The 20,155-nt window shown below is 43.8% G+C and carries 9 protein-coding genes and 1 pseudogene; all 10 read right to left on the minus strand.

Annotated elements, in window-relative coordinates:
* Nucleotides 1-238 precede the first annotated feature (238 nt).
* Nucleotides 239-2,905: a glycoside hydrolase family 2 TIM barrel-domain containing protein gene (locus tag DWW23_RS22765; protein WP_122356499.1), complete on the minus strand. Its 2,667-nt coding sequence runs from the start codon at nt 2,903-2,905 to the stop codon at nt 239-241.
* A gap of 19 nt (nt 2,906-2,924) precedes the next feature.
* Nucleotides 2,925-4,325 carry an arylsulfatase gene (locus DWW23_RS22770; protein ID WP_122356501.1) on the minus strand — a complete coding sequence of 467 codons (1,401 nt, stop codon included), beginning with the start codon at nt 4,323-4,325 and terminating at the stop codon, nt 2,925-2,927.
* 90 nt (nt 4,326-4,415) lie between these two features.
* Complete coding sequence (locus DWW23_RS22775) at nt 4,416-6,071, minus strand: hypothetical protein (RefSeq protein WP_122356503.1); 1,656 nt, start codon at nt 6,069-6,071, stop codon at nt 4,416-4,418.
* 111 nt (nt 6,072-6,182) lie between these two features.
* The gene (locus DWW23_RS22780) at nt 6,183-8,144 is read right to left on the minus strand and encodes a RagB/SusD family nutrient uptake outer membrane protein (RefSeq protein WP_122356505.1); all 1,962 of its coding nucleotides are present in this window, start codon (nt 8,142-8,144) and stop codon (nt 6,183-6,185) included.
* A 13-nt stretch (nt 8,145-8,157) separates the two neighbouring features.
* Nucleotides 8,158-11,610, minus strand: a complete 3,453-nt coding sequence (locus DWW23_RS22785) for a TonB-dependent receptor (RefSeq protein WP_122356507.1) — start codon at nt 11,608-11,610, stop codon at nt 8,158-8,160.
* Nucleotides 11,611-11,721: 111 nt separating this feature from the next.
* A complete protein-coding gene (locus tag DWW23_RS22790; RefSeq protein WP_122356510.1) occupies nt 11,722-12,711 on the minus strand; it encodes a FecR family protein in 990 nt (329 codons plus the stop codon).
* Between the two features lie 78 nt (nt 12,712-12,789).
* Nucleotides 12,790-13,344 (minus strand): RNA polymerase sigma-70 factor, encoded by a 555-nt coding sequence (locus tag DWW23_RS22795; protein WP_122356512.1) that lies wholly within the window; start codon nt 13,342-13,344, stop codon nt 12,790-12,792.
* A gap of 185 nt (nt 13,345-13,529) precedes the next feature.
* A complete protein-coding gene (locus tag DWW23_RS22800) occupies nt 13,530-15,347 on the minus strand; it encodes a DUF4091 domain-containing protein (RefSeq protein WP_122356514.1) in 1,818 nt (605 codons plus the stop codon).
* Between the two features lie 85 nt (nt 15,348-15,432).
* The gene (locus DWW23_RS22805; RefSeq protein ID WP_122356516.1) at nt 15,433-16,941 is read right to left on the minus strand and encodes a RagB/SusD family nutrient uptake outer membrane protein; all 1,509 of its coding nucleotides are present in this window, start codon (nt 16,939-16,941) and stop codon (nt 15,433-15,435) included.
* Between the two features lie 14 nt (nt 16,942-16,955).
* Nucleotides 16,956-20,102 (minus strand): annotated as a pseudogene (locus DWW23_RS22810) (TonB-dependent receptor); the annotation flags it as partial.
* Between the last annotated feature and the right edge of the window lie 53 nt (nt 20,103-20,155).

Consider the following 20,155-nt stretch of genomic DNA (forward strand, 5'->3'; position numbering starts at 1 on the left):
AATCCTAAATTTGTGCTAAATTCATAAACATTCACTCAATCTCCCTGAACTAAAGCCACAAAAATAAAGTAAACATTTGATAAATTGCACTATTTTATTAAGAAAATAGGTCCAAATGACAATTATACAAGCAAATAAACCCTACAAAATGTAAGTTCAAATATAAACACACACAAAAAGAGCCTTGATTTTTTTATGGAAATTCAAGACTCTTTTACTTAATAATAAATGGACAGAACTACCGTTGTTCTCCAAATTCGGTCTGCTGTCTTTCAACCTCCTTCAGTTTCAAGGCATTCAGTTCTTTCTGAAGACGTTCTACTTCACGTTCGGCTGACGATTTACTTACTTGTACATCTGTTTTACCGGTTACAGTCAGAGGAATAAGAGCGGCTTCCGATTGATTATAGACTAACGGATAAACAGCCGGAGTACTTTCCAGTTCAAGCTCTGCACTGATCGGCATCTGGGAGCCTTCCATCAGAACACTGGCCATCACTTTGATCTTCCCCGGTTTCAAAGTAGACTGTACCAGTACCGGGGCAGTCCCCCATTTCACCGGAGCCGGATTCGCCATAATATCGGCACTTCCCAAGATACGCCCTTCACCTTCGATATGGAACTTGATGAAATAATTGTTCAAACGCTTAATGTTACCTTGTTTATCGGCAATAGCTGCAACTACTGTTACAAAATCAGAGCCGTTTGCCTCCAGGTTCGTACCCTCGTTATCTACCCAGAGCAACAGTTTCTCCGGGCGGCGGGCAGGCGTTACTTTATGGGTAGCAACCACTTTTCCATCTATCAGACCTTCTGCCAGTAAATAGACATCCTCCTGTTTCCTGTCTCTCGACAGAGCCTTGTCTACCATAAAATCATACATACCGGGGAAAGTGATTACCGGCGACGGCATTCCTTGCCGTCCCTTGTCTTTCTTATAAGTGGATGTTTTGCCATCTTTATTAAAGGTCAGACGTACCTCATCACAGTTGGAATAAACCACGACATCTTTACCTGAGAACGGAGTCATTTCATTGGCAATAAATACCATCGGCCCGGTTTCTGCGATCAGGTCGCTTTTAACAGGCGGACGTTGAGCCTTGAACATATAGTATGAATACTTGGGCTGACGGAACACATCCATGATACCTCCGTAAAAAGGATCGGGATGATAACCGCGCTGATGATCGAACGAATGCCAGAGGCAACCGCCTACATGCTGACGGGAAGTCTGAAACAACGCATCATAACTGGTATAAGGATAGGAAGGTGAAGCATAATGCTGCGCCTGTATCAACATCGCCTGTTCCCCCCAGTTACGGGCAACACGACTAGGGGAGTTATGCGAATTCCAGTCATCCACATTATCTCCCCATTCGCGGGTAAAATAGGTTTTCGACGGATCCAATTCTTTTATCGCCCATTCCTTATCTGCATTCTGAGGATGAGCAAAAAGTACCGGAAAGACTTCGTGACCACGTGCCTCACTGTCACTACCACAATAGCAGGATGAGTAAGGATATTCAGCATGTACGATATCGTTAGTATTCTTGGCAAAGTCAGCCGGATACCAGGTCTCATTCAGGATCGGTTCCCACAACCAGACACAAGCATGGTTACGGTCACGGCGCACCAGATTACGGATATCGCTATAGACACGTTGCGCAAATTCGGGTGCATCGTTCCAGAATTGCCAACCCGGCGTATTGACGATCACGAACAATCCCAGCTCGTCGCAGGCATCCATAAAGGCGGGATCTTGCGGGCAATGGGCATTACGGATCACTTCCATGCCGACATCTTTCAGCTTTTTTGCATCCCGCCAATGAATACTGTTGGCAACCGCATTGCCGACAACGGCAAAGTCCTGATGGCGGTTCGCTCCGATCAACGGCTTCTCATACGGTTTACCGTTCAACCAGAAACCGTCTTTTCCTTTGAACTCGATACTACGGATACCGATACGGCGACGATAACCGTCAATCACATTCCCTTGTTCGTCACGCACACGCACCAATAAGTTATATAAGGTCGGTGTAGAGGGTGTCCATAACATCGGTTGCTGCACCAACAGTTTATCGGAGCTGGTTACAATTTTGCCCGGTTTGATCTTCACTTTATCATTCAGAAAAGCAACCTGTTTACCGTCCGGTTGCTGCAATTCGTATTCTACCACACCTGTAAACGCTTTCTTCGTCTCATTACGAACCTGCAATTGCAGCAAAACCTCAGCAGATGTATCCGAAACCTTATCGAAAGCGACAAACAAACCTCCTCCGGCTATTTCATCCTCATAATTCGGATCGGTTATAAAAATATTATTATGAGACACCAGCCAGCAGTCACGGTAGATCCCTCCGAAATAGGTATAGTCCAATACATCCTGCGCTTTTCCGGGAGGATAGGACGGATCGTCGCTATTGTCTGTCCATACGGCAATCACATTCTCACCGTTCCAGTCCAATGCATCCGTCACATCGACTATGACCGGCAGGTAACCTCCGAAATGTTCCGTCAGCAGTTTACCGTTTACGAAGACTTTACTTTTCCCCATGATCGCTTCAAAATGCAGGAAAAGTTTCTTTCCTTTCAAAGCTACATCGGGTGTAAAATGCTTACGATACCACACTTCCCCCTGATAGTTAATGCAACCGCTTGCCTCTGTCGGGAGGTATTCAATACCGTGCGGCAAAGATACGACTGTCCAGTCTTTATCATTAAACTCTTTCGCATCCGCCCCCTCAGCAGCCCCTTTGTAAAATCGCCATGCCGGATTCATGGAATAAACGTCACGTCCGGAGTTTTTCATCCGGAAGAAACCGGCTGTTGAAAACTCAGGTTGATAAGCGGCCAATACCGGCAGGCAGATCAGACTTAATAAAATATAACCAATTAATTTTCTCATTTGTATTTTAGTTTGTTCTTTATCTTCCGAAATTAAATAATGGTGATTCTGTACGTGCACCGTCCATTAACACTTCCAATTCTTTCACTTTCTCCGGATTCTGCTGAGACAGGTTATTATCCTCATGGATATCTGAACTCAAATCATAGAGTTCCAGGATGGTTTCGCCAACAACCGGTTGACGGATCAGTTTCCAGTTTCCACTGCGTAAAGCTTCGCGCCCATTCAGTTCATGAAATTCCCAATATAAATAATCGTGTTGCTTCTGTTCCCCTTTTGACAATAAGGTCGGGAGAAAAGAGATTCCGTCGCCAGCCTGCGGTAAAGTTACTCCGGTCAGCTCTGCCAAGGTCGGCATTACATCCCAAAATGCACTGATATGCTCACTTTTCACGCCAGCTTTGATCATTTCAGGCCCCCAGGCTATCATCGGCACCCGGATACCTCCTTCGTAAACATCCCTTTTTACACCTTTCAGCGGACCGTAACTCCGGAAATAATCAGGATTTGCACCGCCTTCCCTGTGAGGACCATTATCGCTGGTAAAAATAACAATTGTATTCTTATCCAGCCCCAGTTCTTTCAACTCTGCCATCACATCACCGACATATTTATCCAGTCTCGTGACCATAGCGGCAAAGGAAGCATAAGGTTTTTCCGACGGATGATATCCCATCTTCCCATCATAAGGGACTTCTTCAAATGCATTTTCATACATTTGATAAATAGAATCATGCGGCAAATTCAATTCCGCATGCGGTAAGGTGTAAGTAAGCATTGCATAGAAAGGTTTATCCTTATTATCCCGGATAAACTTTAAAGCCTGTTCATGGATCAAATCCTGTGAATAGATCTTTCTTCCTTCATTATCGTTCTCGTGCAGAGATACAATGTCGTTGTTATGCCACAGATGATCCGGATAATAAGAATGTGCCTGACGCTGGCAGTTATAACCGAAAAACTCATCGAACCCCATATTTGCCGGAACAGAGGTCGAACCGGGATAGCCCAGTCCCCATTTACCAAAAATCCCGGTCGTATAACCTGCCGATTTCATCAGTTTCCCCAAAGTATAAGTATCTTCAGTCATCGGTTGCTGTCCTTCCGGTTTGATCTCTTTATTACCGCGGATCTGCGAATGGCCGGTATGCAACCCCGTCATCAAGGAACAACGGGAAGGGGCACTGACCGTACAACCGGCATAATGCTGGGTAAACAACATACCTTCCTGTGCCATCCTGTCGATATTCGGAGTCTTGATCTTTTGCTGTCCGTAACAGCCTATATCTCCGTAGCCCAGGTCATCAGCCAGGATATAGATAACATTCACAGGCCTCCCCTCCGCCGGTGCTTCTTTTTTACAGGCAGAAAATCCGGTCAACAAAGTTCCGCCTATACATAATACGAGTTGTGTTTTCATTTCTTACAGTTATTTTAAATCTAATGTTATTTTTCAACCCAAAGATACGTTATTTAGACCATATAGAATGATATAAGAATTCAAATCCGTCTAGTTCAAAGGAAAATGTTCCCGGACCGAGATAAAAAGAATATCTTCTTTTCTCACATCCTTAATTTCCATCGACTCAGAATCAGCTTCCTGTAACGAAATAGAAAGATCATTTATATTTTCTCCATTCTTATAAACCTGAATCTTATAGGTTCCCGATACCCGGGCCGTACAATCCAGTTTAATTTTCATAGTTTCCATAGATGCCAATTCACTATCCGCAAAAGATTTTGCTTCCGGGAAATAAACCATCGCCAAAGTCTCCCGGCCACCTACATTCAAATGGCTGACCTGTACACCCGGAATACCGACCTCACAACGCACAAATCCCGGCCCCGGTAATCCTTCATAAATAATATCCTCATTCCGGGATATGGCTTCAAACATCCGGACAAGATCATCCCTGACCGGTTTCAATTCCATCAGTTCTTTCCTTACTTCCCCGTAACAGTAGACCCCAAAACCCTGCGCCGCCCTTTCCAGGGAATGAATTACAAAGTGACGGAAATTGACAGATGTATTGAAATGTCCTATACCGATCTCGGAAGGGATCAATATGGGCTGTTTATAATTATACGAATCATTATAGTGATGATCGATCCCAGCTATCGCTTTATACCCCCAGTTTTTATAAAACATCGTACCGATCGCATCCAGGTTTCCGTCCGCATAGGTAGCCGCACTCGTTCCCGTCATTCGGACACGCTCCGGATCACCGGCTTCTGCCTGTCCGGCATCCAGGTTGAAAGATAATATCTTATACGGATCTCCTTCATGGTAAGCGGAAGTAAATTGTTGCCACCACCAGTCGATGGCCTCCTTTTTAAACTGTGCATAATCGGTTTTGTTGGTTTTCAGTTTCCACTCTTCAAATAATTCAGCCGTTACCGGATTGAAATCACTCTCATCCAGAAAACTGAAACCTTCCTCATTTCCCAATTGTACTCCAATAACAGTCTCATCATCTTTATAATGGACAGCCAGATTATAAAGCATTCTTCTTATCCGGTAAAAAACCTCCTTATGACCATATACATGAAGGGGACGGACACCGTAGGTCAGTATATCCCGGATATTCGAATAAAGTACGCCATCCCGTTTCACCCATTGCATCGTATAATTGGAAGAATCCCTGTCGTCCAGATGAAATGTCCAGGCCGTTTCGGGATTAAGAGTCGGTACTCTCTCCTTTTGTGCATGTAAAAACAATACCCAACCGATTTTCAATTCCTGTCTTTGGGCGGCAGCAACAATTTCATCGGCGAAACGGTAGTCAAACCGGTCATCCGCCGGTTCGATATCTTCCCAGTGCAACATCACATAAGCCGTATTAGCTCCCATCTCCTTCATATCAGCAAAGACAGAATCATAGTTTGTCTCTTTTTCATAACGGGTATCCCAATACCCGGTCTCTATCGCTTTCAGGAAAAATGGAGCCAACCGACCATTCTGCCGGACCATATAAGCTATTTTACGGTTCGGCAGACGGATCAATGCTGCCGGAGCGGTCACTGTATCTCTCATCTCATAGTCTACTATTCTCGCTGCTACCGGAGAAGAAGGAGTCATAAATGGCAACGGTTCACTCAATTGAGCCTGCGACGGATAGACCAACGCAAATAATGCGGCAAAAATCAATATCCAATATTTGATCATACACTTTCTATTTTATGCAAATTACTCAATAAAAAACCAGTTTGGTAATCCGGCAAATAAATGCTTCTCACCAAACTGGTCTTAATTAAATCCTATTTTTATTCCTATTTATCAATAACCGATTGCACCGGCATTTGCTTTCAACGGCCATCCCGGATTCTGATAGATCACAGAAGTTTCTCCGTTTTCAGGATCAGTAGCCGTAATGCGGAAATGTTGCATGGCGATCGGACTCAGGTAATGAGCATCACACCAGTTATATCCGTCGTAAACAAGGTTGGACGTTTTAATAATCTGGTAAGGACGTAAATAGACACTGTTCTTCTGGCTGGAAACATTAGCCGTCTTCCCTTCCGTACCTTCCGGTATCAAAGTTGAATTTCCCTGGTTATCCACATATTCATGCTGCATAGCTCCCCACAATTTGAAACCTTCCACCTGATAATTTTTTACCAGGTCTAATGCTCTCCAGCGTTTCAGGTCGTTCATACGGAAGCCTTCTTCCATTAATTCACAACGACGTTCACGACGGATATTGTACAGCAATTTAGAAACAGGCTGACCACCGGAATATACAGCCCAGTCCTTTTCCTTTACCAGGTCAGTAGCTGCTACTGTCTGCTGATAATTCACCGGAAGACCAACACGTTCACGAATAGCTTTCCAGTAAGAATCCGCTTTGCTGTCGATACTACTTCCGCCGTTCTTCATGCAGGAAGCCTCGATATAATTAAGATAGGCTTCTACCGCACGGAATACATGTGACCCTTCCACACAATAATCCCCGTCACGATACCAGGTATGCGGCATCCCCTTACGCAGGCAATAACCGGTTACGGCACGAACCTCCTGTTTGGCCAGAATATCCGGATACCCGAATGTATCGACATCCGACAACTCACTCAACAGCTCGCCCGGCTCTTTCATAAACAATTGCAAACGGAAATCACGGTTCGCCTTCACATCAGCAATCGTATTATCACCCACATATTTGGAAGAAGCATAAATCGGAAGACCATCCTCACAAAGGAATGTTTCCACGAAATCCCTGGTAAAACCCGAATTTCCTCCTCCGCGCTGCAAATAATAACCGGCTGAATGCTTCTCCTTATATTCCATATCATAAGCCCGCCAGAGTAATATCTCCTCATATCCTTCCATATTTTCCGCAGCAAACTGTGCATAATACGGATTATCCAGCTTTTCTCCAAAATTATTCATGGTCAAAGAAACATTATCGGCCACCTCCTCAGCCGCTTTCATCGCTTCATCCAGGAAATAAGAGATTTCACTATCGATATTAATTGTATAATCTTTCAAATAAGCAGTAGAAGCTCCGGGCCAACCTGGTCCACCGGGAACGCGGTTCGTTCCTTTATGGTAAGTTTCCCAACTTGCTTCAAAGAGCGCTGCTCTCGATTTTACCAATAAAGCGGCATTACGGGTAATCCGGTTTTTACCTCCGACCGGGCTATTATTCATCAGCATGATCGCAGAATCCAGATCAGAAATAATAAAGCGGGCTACTTCATTTCTCGGACGCCGGTAACTGGCTTCCGTCAAAGCCTGTTGTTCGTCCGGCAACGTGTTACGGACAATCGGAAAATCACCCAATGTCTGAAGTTTGCTCAGATACTGCCAGGCACGCATAAAATAAGCCTCCCCGATATAATGTTTGATATTGGTTTCCGTCCCGTTTATTTCACCGTTTTTCCAGCGGGGTACCGCTATTTCAAGGAAATAATTCAGATTCCTTATTTTATCGAAATTCCACGGATCGTCACCCCGGGTAGAAAAAGATTCGTTCACTCTCCATTCGCCAGGAACCCAACGGCTGTTGAAAGAACCTGTCACCTGATTATCGGTATCGTTATCATTTTTCCATGTACCCAGATTCCAGCCGTCATGTGTAGTAAAACTATATTGTTTGATCGTATAGGCAGCCAGATCGCTTTCGCTCCAGAAAAAAGCTTCAGGCGTAATATTGTCCAGCGGTTCCCTGTCCAGGAAATCATTACATGATGTCATGGAAAACGCACTTATCAATACGGGTAAGATATATTTCAGTTTCATATTATATTACTATTTAAAAGGTTACACTTAATCCGGTTGAGACAGTTCTCGACAAAGGATATGATTTGGCAGATTCTGTTACCGAACCGTTCCAGTTTCCATATCCTGATCCTAATGTTTCAGGATCAAAGCTATCAGGTAAGCCACTGATCGTAAATAAGTTCTCTACAGAGAGGAAGATCCTTAATTTCGATAAGCCGGCTTTACTTGTCAGATGTGCAGGCAATGTATAACCTATTTGTAGGTTTTTCATACGCAAATAAGCAGCATTCTGTAAATAGCGAGTCTGTTTTTTCTGGTTCTTTCCGCCATCCAGTATCGGGCGCGGGAAATAAGCATTCGGATTAGCTCCCCACTCATCTCCTTCCGAACGGAAGAAGTCCAGGTGATCCGTAAAACAGGTGCTCTGCCATAATCCGCCACTTGCACCCCAGAACATGTTGTCACCCAACCAATAGTCTCTTTTTGCTACACCCTGGAAAAACATACGGATATCAAATCCTTTCCAGGAAGCATCCAGATCGATACCGAATTTATAACGCGGACTCGAATTTCCGATTATTTTCTTATCTCCCGGATCCGTAATCGTATTACTGCCTTCATTCACTTCGCCGTCACCGTTCAGATCTTCGTACATGACATCACCGGCTGCCCAGTTATTACCAAACGATTGTTTGTGGTTCGCAAGCCAGCTCTGCATTTCTTCGTCTGTTTTTGCAATACCATGAGTCACATATCCCCATATTTCTCCGGCATATTGTCCCTCATACCAGGTATTCAGGGTTCCGGTCGGATTCGAATAACGGGTTACCCGCTGACGGTCGTCCGACAGCATAATATGTGCACCGTAACTTACTTTGCCAATCTGGTCTCTCCAGGCCACATCCAGTTCAAAACCTTTCGATTCCATGTCGGCATTATTCGTTTTGGGAACAGTAGCACCCAGGATCACAGGTAGTTCCGGTGCCGGTCCAACCATATCCAACGTTTTACGGTTGAAATAATCAAAACTGAAAGTCAAGCGATTCTGCAATGCACCTACATCGATACCTATATTCCAGGAGCGCATTGTTTCCCAGGATAATAAGGCGGAAATCAAATCCGGCGCATTAGCCGTATTCGGCTTTACCCCATTCAGTAACCAATGACTATCAGCATCATTCGCCGCAAATTTGAGTAACTGATAATAAGGATACAGGTTCGTTGTGTTCTGATTACCCAATTCACCCCATGAGCCTCTCAACTTCAAATTATTTACAATATCGGAATAAGGTTCCCAGAATGCTTCACGCGCTACATTCCAACCGGCAGAAACGGAAGGGAATACATTCCATCGGTGATCTCTTGAAAAACGGGAAGTACCGTCATAACGGGCATTTACTTCCAACAAATAGCGTTCTTTATAGTTGTAATTGATACGGCCGAAAAAACCAGCTGTAGCCCAATGGCTATATCCCCCTTTTGTAATCTTATCAGTACCGGTCGATGTATTCAACGTCGGCAAATTGGAGGTGATCATATCTGTTCTCGATGCACCTAACTCCCTGTATTTATTAAGTTCCGCCTGAAAACCGACCATGACCTTCAAGGCATGACCTTCGTTGAACTCCCTGAAATATTCCGAATAAACGTTCGGATTGAAGAAGTTATTCTTGGTAGCCTGTTCCAGTACGGACGATTGCTCTGCCGGATTTGTCCACGGATTATCACTTACATCATATTTGGTTACAGGATTTACATCTTTATGCAAGAACTCCGTCGTAGTCCGGTAATTCAGTTCTCCGAAGATCTTCCAATCTTTGATCGGTTCCAGGATCAACTGGAATTGCTGGTACAGATTATCTTTCTGAGTCTTATAATCACCGCCTTGCAACAATCCTTCCGCCATACTCATTCCATGTCCGTTAGGATCGAGGAAAGGTTCCATAGGCCAGCGTTTTGCGATATTGTGATAGAACACATTATCATCCACAGAAGACGGTTTCTTGTAATCATTACGGATAAACTTAGAGCTATAATTAAAGCTCAACCAGTCCGTCGGCTTGGCATTGATCTTACCGGTAACCGTATAACGTTGCATCTTATCTGTATTGAACTTCAGGAGGCCACTCTGGTCCAGGTAATTAGCAGACACATAGAACTGATACTTTTCACTTCCGCCATTGGCACTTACTGAATGCTCCTGTGAAAAAGCGGCATTATTAAAATAAATGTCATACCAGTCATTATTGGAGTTACCCTGCCAGTCCCAACGACTCGGATTATTGGGATCAGGAACAGTTGTCGGGAGGAAAGTTCCTTCCTGATACGCTTTAATACGTTCCAGCCATTCCGGTGTAAAGCGTCCGGTTTCTCCCATATTTTCTGCAGCCCGATTAAAATACTGGGCATACGTGTATGAATCGGCAATATCAGGAGTATTGATCGCTGAAGACCAACGGAAACTATTGTTATAGTTCACGGCAATTTTCCCGGCCGTTCCTTTTTTAGTCGTGATCAATATTACTCCGAAAGGTGCTCTCGATCCGTAGATAGAGGAAGCTGCTGCATCTTTCAATACTGAAACACTTTCGATATCCTGAGGATTCAACGCATTCATATCGCCTTCCATTCCATCGATCAGTACCAACGGAGAAGATTTCGAACCGTCGCCGATCGTACCGCCACCACGGATATTCAGTTTCATTTCATTGTTCAGCTCACCACCGTTCCCGGAACCTGCATATGAAAAGTTCAAACCCGGAACCAACCCCTGGAGCGCCTGACTCACATTCATAACAGGTCTCGACTCCAACGCCTTCGATGCAACCGTCGAAACCGATCCCGTCAGATTCACTTTTTTCTGTGTACCGAAACCGACAACTACCACTTCACTCAATGTCTGCGAATCTTCCTGCAAAACGACATTGATCGAAGTCTGATTACCGACTTTCTGCATGATCGTTTTCGAACCGATAAAAGAAAATTGCAGAACAGCATTCGGATCACTCAGTTCAAGAGAGTAGTTCCCGTTCATATCTGTGATCGTACCATTGGTTGTTCCTTGCTCAACGACGTTCACCCCTGCCAACGGCTGGTTATTTTCATCGGAAACAACACCTTTTACCACTTTCTTTTGTGAACTCCCTGCAGAGACACTCCGGCTTTCTTTAGAAATACGGATACTCTTACCTACAATCTCGATCGAAACCGGCTGCCCTTCAAACACCTTATAAAGAACATCTTTGATCGATTCGTCCGTGACATCCACAGAAGTCTTTTTCTGCATATCCAGCTCGGAGCTTTTTATCACATACGAATAGCCATTTTGTTTCGTGATCTGTTCCAACACCTGTTCTATCGTGAGATTTGTCAACTTCATCGAAATCTTTTCGGCACCTTGTGCCATCACTGTAGAAGAAACAAAGATCATCAACAGGAAAAACAGTAGAAGCGGTTTTTCATAAAAGGACTGTCTTGTTCTCATGTTAATTAATTTAATTGTTTATACAAAGTTTACATTCATGCATAGAAATATCCGTCAGCCGACCGTACGCTTCAGCTTAATACTAGTATTTCTATTAAATAAATTGAATATTTATTTTCTCTTCCTTATCTCGACCGTATCCCTGTTATACGTTATAACCAACTTTTTATCATTGTTGATCGCATCCAGCATTTCAGGTAACGTTTCTTGATTTACAAACGATATATGATATTTATGCTGCCCTATATCAGCATCCTCTATTTTTATACGGACATCGAAAACACGTTCCAGTTCCGCAGAAATTTCTTCCAGCGAATTGTCTGTAAAATGGTAATATCCATCTTTCCATGACAGGTTATCCAAATGCAATAATTTGTCTTTCTTAATGGCATTAGTCGTTTTATCATAGCTGACTTTTTCACCCGGCTCCATATAAATCCCATCCTCTTCATCGATCGAAGGTGTGGATAAACAGACAGAACCTTCATAAAGGCGGACTTCCATTGTCGGATCTTCCCGATAAGCTTTTACATTGAATACCGTCCCTTTGACATGTACCCCGCATCCGGCAGAATTAACGACAAACTCTTTCCCTCCCTGTTTAGTCACTTCAAAATATCCTTCTCCGTTCAGCGTAACATTCCGGTTATTCTTATTAAAGTAATTGGAATATGTCAACTGCGATCCGGCATTCAACCAGACTATTGTTCCGTCGGGTAATGTCAGTTTACTTTTTTCACCTAACGGAGCTTCTACAATATAAAAAGACTCCGCTTCCTGCCTGTCTTTCAGGTTCCAGGTCAACCAACTCGTCCCTATCAGCAACAGGAATACAGCGGCAACAGCGGCAACTCTCTTTAGCGCATACTGCTTGTTCTTTCCCTGAACGACATCGATACGAGTATTCAACTGAACAAATTTCCGGCGTGTCGTATCATCCGCTTTCACATCTATCTCACTCCAGATCTCATGAAGCACCTCTTCTTTCTCCAACATATTTTCCGGTTGCAGGAACCAATGCTGGAAACGAGCCTGAATATCTTTCGGCATATCATTACCGAAAAATTTCGTTATTACGGAATTTATATAATTTGTCTTCATTTTAATCGGTGTTACATATATAAGACAGCTAAGACGCCGAGCACACGGTGTCCCTAATCAAAAAAAAATCATTTTATCCTACAGAAAAGTTATTACGTACAGGACAAGCAGTTTTCTTAAATCAGCCAGAGCCTGTGAAATATGAGACTCGACAGTACGTTTACTTATATTCAATAGTGTTGCAATTTCATCATTAGATAAGTTCTCCAACCTACTCATTTTAAATATTTTCTTTCTCTGAGGGGGCATTTTCTCGATTGACATTATGATCAGCAACTCCAGATCTTCCGCATGAATTTTCTCTTCTACCAAATCCTCATAAGGTTGTATGTTCTTTTGAATTTCGATATAATTTTCTTTTATCAGAAGATGGGAATAGTGGTTATATACGGCATTCTTCGCCATGCGGAACAAGTAAGACTTAAATGAATCCACCTGGGCTATCGTTTCATGATTACTCCATACTTTATAAAATATATCTTGTGTTATATCTTCGGCTTCAAGATCATTTTTCAGCAGGCCACGCAAAAAATATTCCACACGAGGAGCATAGATCATATAAATAGCTTCAAAGGCTTTACGGCTACCTTTTACAAGTTCTTTCAAGTATTTTTCTTCAATTCCTCTATCCATTCCTACTATTTACCAAATATCATACTTAAGGTACTCTGAAGTCTCCCGTCCCTAAATGTCTTTTACAAACATAGGAAAATTTTCCGTAAATAAATAGAGCCTTCCGTTTTTTTATACGCATACTTGAGCAAAGAAAAAGGGGAAAGCTTATAAACTATCCCCTCTGTCCTGCTATTTTAATAAGATCAAAAACTATTAATTATTTTATTCGCCTCCTCTATGACCACAGCGGCAGGAATAGTCTCCAATGTATTTTCATCGAACCGGCCCAGCGTTTTCTCTATCTTCTTTATCGTCCGTTGATTTCCAGAAGCCTTAAATTCTTTTTTCAATATCCTTATCTTTTCAAAAGCCTGTATGCCGGCTATCAAACGTTCATAACGCATGGAAGTTCTTGCGCCCGGGTAGATCAGATAGGTATCGCCACCCGGCCAGGTATAAAAACGGCTATCCAGCAACGGCTCGATCACCCAACTGTTGAGCGCCCAACGGGAATAACCGTCGAGATCTTCTTTTGCCGCATACCAGCTAAACCATTCACATTCGGCTGGCGGATTGAAGGTGAACGTATTAGGACGCGGTTCTTCACAACTCGTATAGAAAGTCGTTATCTTTCCTTCCTCCCGACGTTTTTTCTTCGTTTCTTCGGAGTATTTCATCCGTAAAGCTACACAGTAATCGTCCAGATCGTCCGACAATTCTTCATGCAAAGCTCCTGCCAGAGATACCTTAAAATCAGGATCAGCTTTACGAATCACTTTCAATGTTTCCTGCATGACAGGCATAGGGCGTTCGTCCATCGATATATGTGTAATATCAAACCATCCTTTTTCCTTCAGATGGGCTGCAAATGATTTGAGTAAAGCGACCCACACCTCCTCATATTCCGGATCTCCGGGTTTCGTATCCAACTGTTTCAGACTATTGGTCGCCTGGTCGAAATATTGAAAAGAAAGCCGCCACGGCACCATCGAATAACAATTTATCTCCTGAGTGATACCGACATTCATCATAAATCCGATCCAACGGTCGAATACGGCATAATCGAAAGACCAGCTACCATCCACTTTCTTCATCCATGTAACCATAGACTCGAAATAATCATAGGTTTGTCCGTTCCAGGGCTTATGCATGATAGAGGCAGTAATAACAGTTCCGCCAGCCTGCCGGTACATTTCCATATACGGACGCATACATTCCAGATGAGCGTCACTCCAGGGTTCCACCTGATGATAACGGGCTATGGCATACGGATTCTGCCACAGGTCGAGATGGTACGACCAATCGGACGGCAGAGGCAAGGTACGATCTTTCACCTGTACGGTCAAAGCTAAAGTCTCCAATATTTTTTCCCCGTCTTTTACAGTCACTGTCCCTTTATAAAGGCCGGGCAGACTTTCCTGAGGGACCCATACACGTACCCATCCGCCTTGCGTACACCGGGCAGGTAAAGACAAAGTATGCGTCAGATGGTCTATCGGATCTGCCACAAGCGACGAATCGAAAGCAGCCGCATCAGGACGGTCGCCACATCCTCCTTTTCCATCCTTATTCAATTCATCTGTCATGACATAACGGACAAAACCGCATAAGAGCCGACTATTGCCGATCGTGTATTTTCCATTTTTATGAACCAGGTCACTTACCGAAAAAGAAAGATCTGTGAGCGGCTGATCCCCCCAGACAACAAATTGTGAAGCTACACGTTCCCCTTTCCAGGCAGTTAATGCTATTTCCTTTTTTATCGATCCCACCGGAGCCGGTTCTTCTTTCTTGTAACGGATATCCGTCGACCCCCAACTGACTTTCGTCCCTTTCACTTTTTCCCACAAGTCGAAGTTTGTCACGGCCGGATTCGGTAATTCCATATAAGATGTCACGGGAAAAGGCGGTTGACCGGTAGACTGTCCGGAATGTGTTACGCCATTCACTGATTGAGCATAACCTTGTACAGCCAGGCAAAGGCCCGCGGTTATTAGCGCGATTACACTGTTATATTTCATACAATCTATTTTTACATTAATGATCAGAGACAAATAAGGCCGTCGCCAAACGGTAACGGCCTTGTATTGTATATTATACAATTTATTACCAGTCGCTATTTTGAGTACATAGTAAATTCGTCTGTATTTCTTTAGCCGGGATCGGTAAATAATAATGACGCTTCTGGAAGCTGGCGAAACGGATCGAATCCTGCGATTTCAATTCCTGTTCCAGTAATCCCCAACGACGAAGATCGTAGAAACGCTCCCCTTCCTTAAAGAACTCGATAGCACGTTGATGAACCAACTCATTCTTAACCGATGCCGCATCGGTTTTACCGGAATAAGGAAGCAGGTTACCGCCACGGGTACGGATCTGATCGATATAACTGATAGCTTGTGCCGTATTGTTCAGGTTCAGTTCACATTCTGCCAGCAGAAGGATCACATCCGCAAAACGCATGGCCCGTTCGTTGATATAAGAAGGAATTGTTTCCACTTCCTGTTCACGGGTTTTGGAGTTCTGATATTTAAGAATCCAATAGGAATTCAGATCGTCACCGGATAATACCTCCTGAATAGGTTTCATATAATACATACATCCCGGATAATTCCAGGCGACAGATGTCAGAGCACGATAATCGTACTCGCCATTAGCCGCTTTTTCCTGCAGGAAAATATCCATCATTTTCTGTGTCGGTTTAGCTTCAAACCATCCGCCTACAGCACCGGCCGCATATTCAACTGCGATAGTGGTAGACTGTGCCGAGTTGGCCGTTTCGCCATTATCCCACTGGTCAGATCCGCCGACCGGTTCATACAGGATCTCAAAAATACTTTCCGCATTATTTTCATGTTCCTCATCAAAATTCCAGGTAAAATCATCGACTAACTTATAAGTATAAGGTGCTTTTGTCAATGGTTCCAAGGTATTTTTAGCATCCTGCCATTTCTCTGTATATACATACAATTTACCCAAATAAGCATAAGACGTACCTTTTGTCGGTTTTCCCTTATCATTCGATACAGGAAGTAAATTGGCCGACTCAATAAAATCTTTTGCCGCCTGTGCATAAACATCTGCCTGGCTCGACTTGGCCAACTGGAATGTCGCGGGATCCTGGGATGCTTCCAATCTCAAAGGCACATCTCCAAACTCTTTTGCCAGTTGGAAATAATACATGCCTCTGATAAATAAAGCTTCACCGCGGGTCTTCTTTATAAAATCTTCCGGAAAATCTTTTCCTTCGATTTCCTGCAAAATAGAATTTGCACGATAGATAGCATTATAGAACTGATAGAAGATATTATGTGCCACCGAATTGTTCGGGTCGTTCGTAAAACGGTGCATCGAATAGATATCAGCGATATCATTACGAAATTCGATATCGTCGGCACGGGAAATACGAGTCATCAGTCCGCGGGTTCCATAGTAACCGCCGTTCCAGTTTTTCAACGGAGTATAACAGGAAGCCATCGCCTGCTTAAAGTCGGCTTCCGTCTTCCAGAATGTAGCACCGGTCGGCTTGTTCGGATTAGTCAGATCCAGCTTGCCTTCACAACTGTTTAATGCAACGGCAATAAATACGAATATGATTAATTTTATTGTTTTCATAACTATATGGTATTTTAGAATGTAAGATTAAGTCCCAGCATGAAGACTCTGTTTGTCGGATAAACGAAATTATCGAAACCGCGTGATGTTGCATTGTCGCTATTGTTGATATCGGGTGTATAACCACTATATCCGGTAATCGTAAACAGATTTTCAGCATTGACATACACACGTAATTTCTGAATTTTATCCTGGAACAAGCGGTTAGGGAATGTATAACCCAACTGCACATTACGCAAGCGGAAGAATGAACCGTTCTCCAGGAAGCGGTCACTCTGCGGACGGGTATTCTGATTCGGGTCATCCCATACCAGACGCGGATGCGAAGCTCCTGTATTCTCCGGTGTCCAATAATCCAGTGTAGTAGCCAGGAAGTTTGTTCCTTTGTTCACTCCTTCCAGTTCCAGGCGCGTACCATTATAAATTTTATTACCGAAAACACCCTGCATTCCCAACAACAGGTCAAAACCCTTATAGCTTGCATTGAAGTTCAATCCCAATGTTACTTTCGGGAACGGACTGCCGCAATATTCACGATCGTCATCCGTGATCTTTCCGTCGTTATTAGAATCTTTGAAACGGATATCCCCTGGTTTTGCATTCGGCTGGATCAGGTTACCGTCTTTCACATACGCATCGATTTCCGCCTGGTTCTGAAAAATACCTTCTGTCGGAATCAGCCAGAAACCACCGATCGGATATCCGGCCAATGTTCTGGTTGTCGGAACATTCGTACGGTTTGTTCCACCCTCGATCACCCCGTTGGCAGTACCCATTGCAACCACTTCATTCTTCATCGCATTTCCTGTAAACGTTACGCCATAGGCAAAGTCTTTTGAAGGCGCATCATTCCAGCCTACGGTCCATTCTACACCGGTATTCTTGATTTTCCCCGCATTAAGCACAGGGTCGTTTGCACCACCCGTAGAGACAGGAATAGGAACTTTCAGCAAAATATCTTTTGTATTTTTGCGGTACCAATCGGCCGTAACCATCAAACGCGAATTTAAGAAAGCCAGATCCACACCAATATTAGTCATCTCTGTTTCTTCCCATTTAATAGCCGGACTAGCGAAATCTTTCGGGAAAGCACCGCTGATCACCCCACCGTTTCCGTCAGGATAGTTGATATTGGAAGTTACAACGCTGGTATACATATAGTCATCGATTTCCTGATTACCCAGGATACCGTAACCGCCTCTTAACTTCAACTGATCCAGCCAGCTTCTTGAATTTTCCATGAAATGTTCTTCTGCCACGTTCCAACCGACAGAAACGGAAGGGAAATGACCATAGCGGTTTTCTTTCGCAAACTTAGAAGAACCGTCACGACGATAAGTCGCAGTGATCAGATAACGATTATCGTACGAATAGAAAACACGGGAGATAATGGAAGTCAAAGCACTTTCTTTCGACCAGGCATCATTCATACGATCCTGTGTAGCCGCTCCGACCTCCGTTATTCCTTCGGGCAGTCCCTTACCGGAAGCCATGATATAACGTGTACGGTAGTTCTGGTAAGAATATCCCAACAAGGCGCTGATCTTATGTTTCCCAAATGTCTGATCGAATGTCAACAAGTTCTCGATCAGGAAATTATTTTTACGATAACGATATTCGGTCATATTGGAAACCGCATTATTACGCAAACCGAAATCATAAATATTCTCGTAAGAAGTATTCCGTTCAAAGGAGAAGTCAGGCGTTGCATTCAGGCGATATTTCAATCCCAACGGCAATTTTACCTCCGCATACAGATTGATATAAGCGTTGTACGAATCCCAGGTTCTGCGGGTCAAGTTCTCGTCCAGAATACCCAGCGGGTTCGGGATATCTGTTGCATCGCCATAGACTTTCCCATAGCCGCCCTTCTCGTTGGTCGGATCATATTGCTGTAAAGAAGGAATCGACTGGAGGATAATTCCCAGATAACCGCCACGGGCAAATCCATACAACGGATTGTTCTGCTGTGAACTGAACACGACATTATTACCGAATGTAAACCAACCTCTCTTATATTCAGATTTGAACTGGGCATTGTAGCGTTCATAGTTGGTACCCTTGATCGTACCGTCCTGATTGACATACCCCAGACCGGTATAATAAGTAAAGTATTTCGTTCCGCCACGCACTGTCAGGTTATAGTTCTGCATCAGTGCCGGTCCCATCATAATATCCTGCCAATCATTATTTTCTTTCATGTCTATTCCCATTTCCAGCGGCTTGGCTCCGATCGCTTCACGGGAAACAGTTGTCAGACGTGCCCAGTCGTTAGCACCGAGCATATCAAGATATTTAGAAGGAGTCTGTACACCGATGTTGGCGGAAGCATCGATAATCGGCTTACCTTCCGTGTTCGTACCCGATTTGGTTGTGACAATGATCACACCGTTAGCGGCTCTCGAACCATAAATAGCGGCAGAAGAGGCGTCTTTCAATACGTCGATACTCTCGATATCATTCGGATTCAGATGATCCATACTGCTCATATACATACCATCTACAATATATAACGGATTGGCGTTGTTCAACGTTCCGATACCACGCACCATGATACGGCTGCTTTGTCCCGGAGCACCTCCCTGGGATACGATATCCACACCGGCGATCTTTCCCTGAAGTGCCTGGCCGATATTCACATTACTCTGTGTACTCAGTTTCTCCGTGCTGATATTCGCAACAGAACCGGTAAGGTCAGCTTTCTTCTGAGTACCATATCCGATCACGACAACTTCGTCCAGCGCTTTGGTATCTTCCACCAATACCACACGGATATTCGTTTCATTTCCAACCGGCATTTCTTTTGTCAAATAACCGATATAAGAAATATTCAAAGTAGAACCCGCTTCCGCTTCGATCGAAAATTCACCGTTTATATCCGTAACCGTTCCGTTGGTAGTTCCTTTTACAACTACGTTCGCTCCGATTATCGGATCGCCGTTGGAGTCGAGGATCGTGCCGTCAATTTTACGGGCTTGCTGCTGTGCTGCAGCAACAGCGGTTTCGTCTGTCTTGGTTAGTACGATATGAGTACCTTCCATTGCATAATTAACACCCGAGTTTTTCAGTATATCACTGAGTAGTGCAGAAACAGGCTGGTTCTTTGCTTTCACTGACACCCTACGGTTTACATCTACCTGATTGTTATAGATGAACAAATAGTGACCTTTACTGAAAGTAGTTTACAGATAAAACATTTATTACTAAAAACAAT

The organism is Parabacteroides sp. AF14-59 (genome assembly GCF_003479515.1).
Classification (GTDB): domain Bacteria; phylum Bacteroidota; class Bacteroidia; order Bacteroidales; family Tannerellaceae; genus Parabacteroides; species Parabacteroides faecis.

Coding starts and splice junctions, on each gene's coding strand:
- DWW23_RS22780 (WP_122356505.1), bottom strand. CDS start 8,144: ATGAAACTGAAATATATCTTACCCGTATTGATAAGTGCGTTTTCCATG.
- DWW23_RS22795 (WP_122356512.1), bottom strand. CDS start 13,344: ATGGATAGAGGAATTGAAGAAAAATACTTGAAAGAACTTGTAAAAGGT.
- DWW23_RS22805 (WP_122356516.1), bottom strand. CDS start 16,941: ATGAAAACAATAAAATTAATCATATTCGTATTTATTGCCGTTGCATTA.
- DWW23_RS22775 (WP_122356503.1), bottom strand. CDS start 6,071: ATGATCAAATATTGGATATTGATTTTTGCCGCATTATTTGCGTTGGTC.
- DWW23_RS22765 (WP_122356499.1), bottom strand. CDS start 2,905: ATGAGAAAATTAATTGGTTATATTTTATTAAGTCTGATCTGCCTGCCG.
- DWW23_RS22770 (WP_122356501.1), bottom strand. CDS start 4,325: ATGAAAACACAACTCGTATTATGTATAGGCGGAACTTTGTTGACCGGA.
- DWW23_RS22790 (WP_122356510.1), bottom strand. CDS start 12,711: ATGAAGACAAATTATATAAATTCCGTAATAACGAAATTTTTCGGTAAT.
- DWW23_RS22800 (WP_122356514.1), bottom strand. CDS start 15,347: ATGAAATATAACAGTGTAATCGCGCTAATAACCGCGGGCCTTTGCCTG.
- DWW23_RS22785 (WP_122356507.1), bottom strand. CDS start 11,610: ATGAGAACAAGACAGTCCTTTTATGAAAAACCGCTTCTACTGTTTTTC.